General features: G+C 43.8%; 12 protein-coding genes and 1 pseudogene. 10 read left to right on the top strand and 3 right to left on the bottom strand.

What is annotated here, in order from left to right; genetic code table 11:
- The 4 genes and pseudogenes from QTO00_RS08695 to QTO00_RS08680 all read left to right on the top strand — a co-directional run.
- Positions 1–235: pseudogene (locus QTO00_RS08695) on the top strand (DUF4145 domain-containing protein); the annotation flags it as partial.
- Between the two features lie 923 nt (positions 236–1,158).
- Entirely contained in the window at positions 1,159–1,782 is a 624-nt protein-coding gene (locus QTO00_RS08690) for a lysoplasmalogenase (RefSeq protein WP_331424315.1), read from the top strand.
- A gap of 61 nt (positions 1,783–1,843) precedes the next feature.
- Positions 1,844–2,080 (top strand): YecH family metal-binding protein, encoded by a 237-nt coding sequence (locus tag QTO00_RS08685; protein WP_331424314.1) that lies wholly within the window; start codon positions 1,844–1,846, stop codon positions 2,078–2,080.
- A gap of 130 nt (positions 2,081–2,210) precedes the next feature.
- Positions 2,211–2,795: a YhgN family NAAT transporter gene (locus QTO00_RS08680; RefSeq protein ID WP_038209887.1), complete on the top strand. Its 585-nt coding sequence runs from the start codon at positions 2,211–2,213 to the stop codon at positions 2,793–2,795.
- A 40-nt stretch (positions 2,796–2,835) separates the two neighbouring features.
- Here the strand turns inward: QTO00_RS08680 and QTO00_RS08675 are convergent, their stop codons facing one another.
- Positions 2,836–3,102 carry a DUF1145 domain-containing protein gene (locus QTO00_RS08675; protein ID WP_331424313.1) on the bottom strand — a complete coding sequence of 89 codons (267 nt, stop codon included), beginning with the start codon at positions 3,100–3,102 and terminating at the stop codon, positions 2,836–2,838.
- 13 nt (positions 3,103–3,115) lie between these two features.
- Positions 3,116–3,715: a 16S rRNA (guanine(966)-N(2))-methyltransferase RsmD gene (gene rsmD, locus QTO00_RS08670; RefSeq protein WP_331424316.1), complete on the bottom strand. Its 600-nt coding sequence runs from the start codon at positions 3,713–3,715 to the stop codon at positions 3,116–3,118.
- 194 nt (positions 3,716–3,909) lie between these two features.
- On the opposite strand from rsmD, the gene ftsY reads away from it, so the two are divergent.
- The 6 genes from ftsY to glpG all read left to right on the top strand — a co-directional run bounded on the left by ftsY (position 3,910) and on the right by glpG (position 9,432).
- A complete protein-coding gene (gene ftsY / locus QTO00_RS08665; protein ID WP_331424312.1) occupies positions 3,910–5,088 on the top strand; it encodes a signal recognition particle-docking protein FtsY in 1,179 nt (392 codons plus the stop codon).
- Positions 5,089–5,170: 82 nt separating this feature from the next.
- On the top strand, positions 5,171–5,848 hold the full coding sequence (gene ftsE, locus QTO00_RS08660) for a cell division ATP-binding protein FtsE (RefSeq protein ID WP_331424311.1): 678 nt from the start codon (positions 5,171–5,173) through the stop codon (positions 5,846–5,848).
- A complete protein-coding gene (ftsX, locus tag QTO00_RS08655) occupies positions 5,835–6,803 on the top strand; it encodes a permease-like cell division protein FtsX (protein WP_331424309.1) in 969 nt (322 codons plus the stop codon). The genes ftsE and ftsX overlap by 14 nt, the downstream gene beginning before the upstream one ends.
- A gap of 184 nt (positions 6,804–6,987) precedes the next feature.
- On the top strand, positions 6,988–7,845 hold the full coding sequence (gene rpoH, locus QTO00_RS08650) for an RNA polymerase sigma factor RpoH (protein WP_331424307.1): 858 nt from the start codon (positions 6,988–6,990) through the stop codon (positions 7,843–7,845).
- Positions 7,846–8,258: 413 nt separating this feature from the next.
- On the top strand, positions 8,259–8,585 hold the full coding sequence (gene glpE, locus QTO00_RS08645) for a thiosulfate sulfurtransferase GlpE (protein ID WP_331424305.1): 327 nt from the start codon (positions 8,259–8,261) through the stop codon (positions 8,583–8,585).
- 4 nt (positions 8,586–8,589) lie between these two features.
- On the top strand, positions 8,590–9,432 hold the full coding sequence (gene glpG, locus QTO00_RS08640) for a rhomboid family intramembrane serine protease GlpG (protein ID WP_331424304.1): 843 nt from the start codon (positions 8,590–8,592) through the stop codon (positions 9,430–9,432).
- A gap of 41 nt (positions 9,433–9,473) precedes the next feature.
- On the opposite strand, the gene QTO00_RS08635 is transcribed toward glpG, so the two are convergent.
- On the bottom strand, positions 9,474–9,874 hold a 401-nt coding region (locus QTO00_RS08635; RefSeq protein ID WP_331424302.1), incomplete at its 5' end, for a flagellar basal body-associated protein FliL.

Here is a 9,874-nt window from a genome sequence, read left to right as displayed (position 1 = left end):
GATTGATAAACTGAGGTATATCGCGACCATCCGTAACAAGGTGGTTCATGAGGATGATTTTAAATTAGATAGCCGACGTAATTTTCTGAGCGTATGTGATGAGTGTGAAAAAGAGCTCACTCCGAGAAGTAGTCGCTTTATCTGGAGAGCTGCTATTACCTTGATGACGCTTATCACGCTGGCTGCATTACTATTTTATTATGCGCATTGGGATACTTTATCGAAGCATTTATAGCTTAAGCAGTAAAAATGACACTTTTATCAAATGCTATTTGGCGGCTATGAAGGTCGCTTTTTGACTGATTAATGAGTGATAGTTCACCAAAAAATAAAAAGGGACGCAGTTGCGTCCCTTTTTATTTAAATTGATTTTCTTAGTACATCATCGGCAGTGTCATTAAACCAACGACGACTGCGATCATTACAAGCCCTTGTTTTTGTGAAGAAGAAATCATGGCACTGCTCCTTAAGATTGATGTTATTCGGTATGGCTAAAAGAATAGCAGTGTTTTGATGGTTAGATCAAGTAATTTAATGCCTAAGCTTTAAAAATATAACTTTAAGTGCCTATATTTGCCATTTTTGTCGTGATTATTTTAATTTTTGATGGTTGGGGATTTGTAGGAAAAGTAGACATTAAACACATTTGTATTTTTATAAGCTGTTGTTTTTGTTTGTTAATTTAGTTGTTTAAAACTTGTTTTGTTATTGAGAGTGCTGTTTTTGGCTGTTTGGATCTTGTGATTGTGCCTGAATGTCAATTTACAGTTTAATGACTTTGTTTTGACGATCGTGACCTTGAAAACTAGCTAACGATTTGCTGATTTAGTCACTCTAAGAGCAATAATTTAAGATTAAAATCGGATCTAGGCTATTGATTGGTTTGTAGGTTGTTGTTTTAAATTGATTTTGTGGCGGAAGTGAAAAATTAATAACCATCAAGTTGTTTTTTCTTGGCTTTGGTAATAGCTAGCCGCTGTTATTGTGTAAAAATGTTTTTTGGTCAAAGCAAGGCTAACCTAACAGGCTGTGATGCCCCGTAGAGGAATCAATGATTAACACGGATTAATATTATCGAGATCCAAGTTTTGCTGCTTTACTCTAGACATCTTAGACGCTCTGCCTACACTAGCAGCTCAATTTTGTAGAGGTGTTCGGATGTGGAGCTGGCTTTCTGTTGCCCTATCGGGGTATATCAGTATTTCCGCGAATGAAAGTAATCACATAAGGCAAGCGGCGATGTTTAAAACGCTGTCGCTGCTGATGCTGTTGGTGATGCTATGGAGCCATAATGATCTTGCTGTTGCTAGCGCTTGGTGGGTTTCACTTGGTCTTATTGTTTCTATTGTTGCTGACAGTCTCTACATCTATAAAAAGTACTTAAAACTGAGCTTTGCTGGCTTTGTTATTGCCCAGTTATGCTATAGCGCATCGTTTTGGTCTAAGCTGTCTGGTGATATGGTTTGGTGGCTACCTGCTATGCTGCTCGGCATTGGCGTTGTGAGCTTTTTCTTACTCTTACCCAAAATCGATCGTCTGATATTTCCCGTTGTCATGATGGGAGTCGTGTTGCTGCAACTTAATTGGGCTGCGGGTGAAGTTTGGTTAACGGAATCCGGTAGCGCCAGTGCGCTTGGTTTCATCGGCTCTTTAACGCTAACTCTCTCGGCGGTTTTACTGGCTATTCACGACTACAGACATCCTATCTATAAAGGCCGTTATCTGATCTCAGGTAGTTACCTTCTAGCACATTGTTTGATTACAGCTTCGCTGATTATCTAAAATCAAAGAATCTTTGCCTATTACGAGTATCCTTGCAGAAAAACCACTCTGAGGAATGCTCATGACAACTGAAACACACGCCCACAAAGTTCTAAACTTGCTAAGAGAACGCCCGATGACTAAACCTGAATTAGAGTCGGCGGTGAACGAACTGTTTGGTGAGCAGGCGCGTTTTCGTACCTGTAAATGTAATGGCTTTACTCTTGAAACCTTACTTGAGTTCTTTATTGAGCGTGAAAAGGTCATTGTAAAGGATGGTGTATGGCAGGTTAATGCAGAGCGAGTGTGCGGCCACTAAGTCGCTGAGCTTCATCTCGAATTTATTTGGCAGATAATGTTTGCCAATGCTTCCAAATCATTGAATGAGATTGTTATACTTCGCCGGATTTTTAACGCTTAGCTAGATCACACTTTTTTTGGAGGCTCTTATGGACATATTTTCCGCTGCGACCATGCTGTTCCTGATTATGGATCCGCTTGGAAACCTGCCAATTATCCTCTCTATCCTAAAGCACCTTGATCCTAAGCGTAGGCGTAAGGTTCTCATCCGCGAACTATTCTTTGCATTAGGCATTCTGATGCTGTTCCTGTTCGCGGGTAAGAGCATTTTGGACTTCTTACACGTCCAGCCAGAAACATTGAGCATTTCTGGCGGTATCATCTTATTTATTATCGCGATTAAGATGATATTCCCAAGCGGTGGCAGTATTACTGGGCTTGCCGCTGGTGAAGAGCCGTTTATTGTGCCGATGGCAATCCCGATGATTGCAGGGCCTTCGGTGTTAGCAGCCTTGCTACTTCTTTCTAGTCAGCACCCTGATAACTTATTGGAGTTGTCAGCGTCGGTAATGTTAGCTTGGGGCGCGAGTTTTATTATCTTGATGTTCTACAACTTCTTCCACCGAGTGTTAGGCGAGCGAGGCCTGAAAGCTGTTGAGCGTTTGATGGGCTTATTGCTAATTATGATTTCGACGCAGATGTTCTTGGATGGAATGAAGAGCTATCTAGGATAAGTACAATAGAAAACGCCGCTAATAACAGCGGCGTTTTTATTTAGCTCATGTACTTACGACGTATGTCGAGCAGAGCGAAAATACCAAAGATCAAAATAGACCACTTCTCCCAACTGCTCATTTTTACTTTGTCGCCAAAAGCGCCGATAAAAATCATCATCTGAATGCCATGCATAAAGAGCAAAAAGCCCGCCATGATGTATAGGGCAATTGCCGCTTTGCCTGGGAATGGGACAAAAAAGTTGAGGATAAGAATAAACCAAACAAAACCAATCGCGGCTTTGGCTAACATAATCAGTGCTTTCATTATTATTTCCTTATTAGTTTGGTTGTCTCTCAAACAAACGGTAGCTGACCTGACCAGCACTCTTCTCTCGATGTAAGTGCCAATGTGGTGGAATGCAGTCAAGGTTGAGTTCTTTTTCTGTTTCCACGTAGATCATCGCTTCTTTCGCGAGCCAGCCATTCGTTTCTAGTAGTTCGATGGTTTCATCGAGTAAGCCTTTACGAAATGGAGGGTCAATAAACACTACATGGTGTGGTGTACCTTGCTGTTTAAGAAAGCTTAGCGCATCCGTGTTATGTACCTGTAGGTTGTCGGCATTCAAAGTACTAATGTTCTTTTTTATTTGATTAAAAGCGTTTGGGTTTAGTTCAACCAAGGTCACCATCTCTGCTTGACGTGATGCCGCTTCAAATCCTAGCCCGCCAGAGCCTGCGAACAGGTCGAGGCACTTTGCCCTCGGTACGTCTTGCGCAATCCAGTTAAATAGGGTCTCTTTGACGCGATCGGTCGTAGGTCTTAGCCCTTCGGCATCATGAACAGGGAGTTTACGCCCTCTCCATAAACCGCTAATAATACGAACAAAGCCCGTGGAAGGCTTTTTTTGTGATGTGTTTTGCTGGCGACGTCTTACCATAGATTTTTTGACCGCTAATAAAGTGATACTATAGCCAGTCGCTCTGCTGTGAGCACTAACATACAGCCCAAATTTGTTGATGACAAAGTGTATACCATCGAATAGGTAGTGAAAACTTTTCACTGTGTTGTCGTTTTCTTTTCCAACAGTGGAAAAGAGTCTGAGTTAAACAAGACGATCTAGGATAGCCCCAGATGACGGAAAAAAAGAAGCGCGGATTACTCTCTTGGCTTGGTTTTGGCGATGAAGAGCAGACTAAGCAACCCGCTGAAGAACAACAAAATTTAACCGAAGAGTCAGTTGAAGATACGCAAGTTGTTGACGAGCAAGAACAGCAAGCCAACACTGAACTAGCAGAAGCAGAAGCAGAAGCAGAAGCAGAAGCAGAAGAGGCGATCGAGGAAGTTGAACAGCCTGTTGAACCTCGTGCCGTTGAGCAAGAAAAGCCGACCGAGAGTTTCTTTGCGCGCTTGAAGCGCAGTTTAGCCCGAACTAAAGCTAATATCGGTGCTGGCTTCTTTGGCCTGTTCAAAGATAAGCAGATCGATGATGAGCTATTTGAAGAGCTTGAAGAGCAGTTGCTGATCGCCGATGTGGGTATGGATACCACTCAAAAAATTATCGACAACCTAACTGAAAAGGCATCTCGCCAAGAACTAAAAGATGGCGAAGCCCTATACGGTTTGCTTAAAGAAGAGATGGCGGAAATCCTATCTAACGTTGAAAAACCGTTAGAGGTTGATACAACCAAAACGCCTTATGTCATTTTGATGGTTGGTGTAAATGGTGTCGGTAAAACCACCACTATAGGTAAGCTCGCTAAGCAGTTCCAAGCAGAAGGTAAGAAAGTCATGCTTGCTGCGGGTGATACTTTCCGTGCGGCAGCGGTTGAGCAGCTACAAGTATGGGGTGAGCGTAATAACGTACCTGTCATCGCTCAGCACACAGGCGCTGACAGTGCTTCAGTTATCTATGATGCTATTGAATCAGCAAAAGCCAAAGGTGTTGATGTGGTGATTGCCGATACCGCAGGTCGCCTACAGAATAAAGCTAACCTTATGGAAGAGCTGCGCAAAATTGTTCGCGTGATGAAGAAGGTCGATGATTCAGCGCCACATGAGATCATGCTGACGTTGGATGCGGGCACAGGCCAAAATGCAATTAGCCAAGCTAAGCTGTTTAGCGATGTAGCTCCTCTGACCGGTATCACTCTGACAAAACTTGACGGCACGGCCAAAGGCGGCGTGATCTTTGCGCTGGCTGATCAGTTCCAAATCCCAATTCGCTACATCGGTGTGGGCGAGGGTATTGATGACCTGCGTCCATTTGAGACTCAAGAGTTCATTGACGCGTTGTTTAGTCGCGAAGATTAATCCCGTCATATTTGAAGTGCTTGTATTGCTTCAAATTATTGATGTATGCATACTGTTTAGAAGTTCGTAAGAGGGATTTCGGGTGATAAAATTTCAGCAAGTAAGTAAAGCTTATCGCGGTGGTCGACAAGCTTTACAGAAGGTCGATTTTCATCTTCGTCGTGGTGAAATGGCCTTTCTTGGCGGGCACTCTGGCGCAGGTAAAAGCACACTGCTTAAATTGATTTGTGCTATTGAGCGCCCAACTGATGGCAAGATCAGTTTTAATGATCATGATATTACTCGAATTCCTAACAAGGACATTCCATTCCTACGCCGCAATATTGGCATTGTCTTTCAAGACCATCGCTTGTTAATGGATAGAAGTGTATTCGATAACGTCGCTTTGCCTATGCGTATCGAGTCTATCTCAGAGAATGAAATCAAACGCCGAGTATCTGCAGCCTTGGATAAAACCGAACTGCTCGACAAGGCGAAATGCTTACCTAGTCAACTATCCGGTGGTGAGCAGCAGCGGGTTGGTATCGCACGTGCTGTGGTTAACAGGCCAACACTACTGCTGGCGGATGAGCCTACGGGTAACTTAGACCCTGAGCTGTCTAACCGAGTGTTGAAACTCTTTGAAGAGTTCAATCGCGCAGGGGTTACCATTCTTTTAGCAACCCACGACACAGGGTTAGTAAGCACGCGTCCACAGTATCGTCACCTAGAGTTGAATCAAGGCTTTTTGAGCGAGGTTGAAGATTATGGGCGTGAATAAGCGTAATAAGAGCGTTAATGCGTCTCGCAGTAAAAACCGAGTAAAGAAAGACAGCTTTTTTGCCGTCCACTTTAAGCAAGCTAAGGCATCGTTGAGCGAGTTTTGGCAGCGACCACTAGGCAACATTCTTACTCTGACGGTTATTTCAATGGCGCTAGCAATGCCATCTGCACTTTATTTACTAGGTAAGAACATCTCTGTCGCTTCAACTAATGTGACTAGTCCGGCACAAGTCAGCGTATATGTAAAAGACCAAACACCTGAAGCACGAATCATGGTGTTGAAAGATGAGTTAGAAACCTCACCAGATGTGGCAGAGGTTGAGTACATCTCACCGCAGCAGGGATTAGAAGATCTCAGCCAGTACTCAGGTTTTGAGCAAGCCATTAGCCTACTAGATGACTATGCGCTGCCTGGCGTGTTAGTCATTACTCCGAGCAAAGATGACAAAGCGGCTATAAAGCGCCTTGCTCAGCGTATTGCCCAAGAAGAGGGTATATCGGATGTTCGCTTGGATGAAGATTGGTTGACTCGTTTAGATGCGATCAAAAACCTCGTTGGCGGTATTGTCGTGACTCTGTCGGTATTGATGCTCGGAGCTGTGTTTTTAATTGTTGGCAATACATTGAGGTTTAATGTGCTCGCCAATAAAGAAGAGATCCAAACCATGAAGCTGATTGGGGCAACTAACAGCTATATTCTTCGACCTTATCTCTATTCAGGAATGTGGTTTGGTCTGTTAGGTGCGGTTACTGCGTGGGTATTAACTGCAGTTATCACAATTTTGCTCAACAGTAGCGTTGAGCAGTTGGCGCTTTTGTATGACAGCCACTTCCGCTTGGTTGGCTTAAGCTGGGACGAATCTTTGCTATTGGTGATGCTAGGAACCTTCCTTGGCTGTTTAGCTGCCAAAGTATCAGCGCAAAGACATCTTAAAGAGATCGAGCCTGTTTAATTGAACTGGATTATTTTGCTGTTGTCATACTATTGAAAAAAGTAGACGCTACCGTATACTTCTTCTCTTGTATAGATGATTTGTTTATGCATAATAACCTTCCCCTGCTTGAAACCTGTTCATTTTAGGTTCAAGATTGATGGGTTAAAAACATACTCTTAATCAGAGACTGATGAGGACTTGAATGAGTAACCAAGCATACCCAATGGCTGTAGTGACCCAAGATAGCTTAGATAGCTATATTCGCTCAGTGAACAGCTATCCAATGCTAACTCCTGAAGAGGAGCGTGAACTTGCAGAACGTCTGCATTACGACGGTGAAATTGAGGCAGCAAAAGGCTTAATCCTTTCGCACCTTCGTTTTGTTGTCCACGTTGCTCGCGGTTATTCAGGTTACGGCCTACCTATGGCTGACCTAGTTCAAGAAGGCAATATTGGCCTAATGAAAGCGGTAAAACGCTTTAACCCAGAAGTGGGTGTTCGTCTGGTTTCTTTTGCTGTTCACTGGATCAAAGCTGAAATTCATGAGTACGTGCTACGTAACTGGCGTATCGTGAAAATCGCGACCACTAAAGCGCAACGTAAGTTGTTCTTCAACCTACGTAAATCTAAAAAGCGTTTAGGTTGGTTTAACAATGGCGAAGTTGAAATGGTTGCTCGTGAGTTAGGTGTTGAGCCTTCAGAAGTGCGCGAAATGGAGTCTCGATTAGCGGCTCAAGACGCAACGTTTGAAATGCCAAGCGACGATGATGATTCAGGTTCATCTTACACTGCGCCTATGGTGTATTTAGAAGATAAGTCTTCTGATGTTGCCGACAGTGTAGAAGCAGCAAACTGGGAAGCGCACACTAACAATCGTTTGAGCTTAGCGCTTAAGAGCTTAGACGAGCGCAGTCAACACATTGTTCGCTCTCGTTGGTTAGACGACAACAAGTCTACGCTGCAAGAGCTAGCGGAAACTTACAGCGTATCGGCTGAACGAATTCGTCAGCTTGAAAAGAACGCGATGAAAAAATTGAAAGCTGCGGTTGGTGAGTTTTAATACCAATTAAGCGACAGACAATATCGAAGCCGAGATCTAACGATCTCGGCTTTTTTATTGCCGATCATCTAGCAAGTTGGTGAAACAATTTTGGATCGATTTTAATTACTCTAGCCTGTGGGTAACTCTGTGGTAAATTTCTTTGCTATCTGTCAGAAAGCGGGGTGAATAAAGGCATTTCACCCTCTAATGCGATGGGGATAGTTTCTGTTTTACACACAATTAAATAATGATCATCACTATATATTGTGGATCAATCTAATCCAAAATACTTTATCAACGCAATCCACAGTTTTATCCACAGTTGATGCATTTATGATCGCTGGTGGATAACCTTACTGACCTCGTGTACTTGTTAGCCACTGGATAGGTTACAATGGCGTTAGACATATAAGATATAAAAGAGAAAGTTAATGGATCAGTTTAAGCATATTGATGTGGGTGGCGCGCAACGCCTTTTAGAGCAAGGAGAAGCGCGTATGGTCGATATTCGTGACCCTCAATCCTTTGCAGTCGCTCACGCGAAGGGAGCGTTTCACTTAACCAACGATACGATTGTTGCCTTTATGGATGATGTCGAATTTGACCAACCGGTCTTGGTGATGTGTTATCACGGTGTGAGCAGCCAAGGTGCGGCGCAGTATTTGGTTAACCAAGGCTTTGAGCAGGTGTATAGTGTAGATGGTGGCTTTGAAGCATGGCAAAGAGCCGCACTTCCGACACAATCCAATTTAGGTTAGTTCTATGCATCGACTTGTCTCTCTTAATAATCCTCGTATGGCGCAAGCTTTTATCGACTATATGGCCTCACGCCAAATCGACATTCAGATGATGCCAGAGGGAGAGAGGCAGTTTGCGCTGTGGCTGACAGATAGCCAGTATCAAGTAGAAGTAGAGTCTGAGCTGCAACAGTTTTTAGCCGACCCAAATGCCAGTAAGTATCAGGCGGCTTCGTGGGACATGGCAGAAAGTCGTAAGAATCACTTTAAGTATCACTCTCCGAGCATGTTAGCGATGATCAAAGCGAAAGCGGGGCCTATGACCCTATCGGTGATGGTGATCTGTTTGGTGATCTTTACTTTGCAGCAGTTTGGTTCGGGTCAAGGAGTGTTTGCTTTACTTCACTTCCCTGCATTCTCTGGTCAAGAGTGGCAGTTATGGCGCTGGGTAAGTCATGCGGTATTGCATTTTTCGGTAATGCACATTGCCTTTAACTTACTCTGGTGGTGGCAACTTGGTGGTGATGTTGAGCAGCGACTAGGCTCAGGAAAGTTGCTGCAGATCTTTGTGGTTTCAGCGGCGCTGTCCGGGGCTGGGCAGTACTGGGTTGAAGGGGCCAACTTCGGTGGTTTGTCTGGAGTGGTTTATGCGCTTGTTGGCTACATATGGATGCTAGGCTATAAAGCGCCGCAACTTGGCCTAAGTATGCCTAAACCTATTATTGGTTTTATGCTTGTTTGGCTGGTGCTTGGCTTTGTTCAACCTTACATGGCGATTGCCAATACTGCCCATTTAGCTGGTTTGTTATCTGGAGTCGCGCTTGGATTGCTCGATGCAAGTCGAACTAAGCAGTCATCACAGGCATAAAAAAACGGCGCATAGAGCGCCGTTTGTCATTTTACCTTGAGTTACTGGTACAAATACTTAGTAAACAGTAAGTCAGCAATAATGGTTTTTCCTGTCTCAGGTAGCAAAGTGGCATTGAGTTGCTCAACTAGCGTTTTACGTAGGTCTTCGCGTCCCGCTAAGGAAGTAATGGTGTCTTCCGACTGCTTACCAAGCAGTTCAATTACCGCATCACGTATCAAAGGCTGATGTAGCTCAACAACTTTGAGATCAGTTTCACTGGCAACCATGATGTCGATACGAACTTGGATGTAGCCGAGTTTGTTGCCTTTAGTATAAAAGTTGGTAGTGAGATCCGGCTCTAAGGTGAAGTAAGCTAACTTAGGAGCTCCTTCCTCTTCGGCTAAAGCGGGTAGGCTAACCAACAAACCCAAAACGACAAAAACTTGGGCTAGATAACGTT

Origin of the sequence: Vibrio sp. M260118 (assembly GCF_036533755.1) — a bacterium.
Classification (GTDB): Bacteria; Pseudomonadota; Gammaproteobacteria; order Enterobacterales; family Vibrionaceae; genus Vibrio.
Note: the sequence above shows the minus strand (reverse complement) of the source record. Positions and strands in the feature narration are given on the sequence as shown.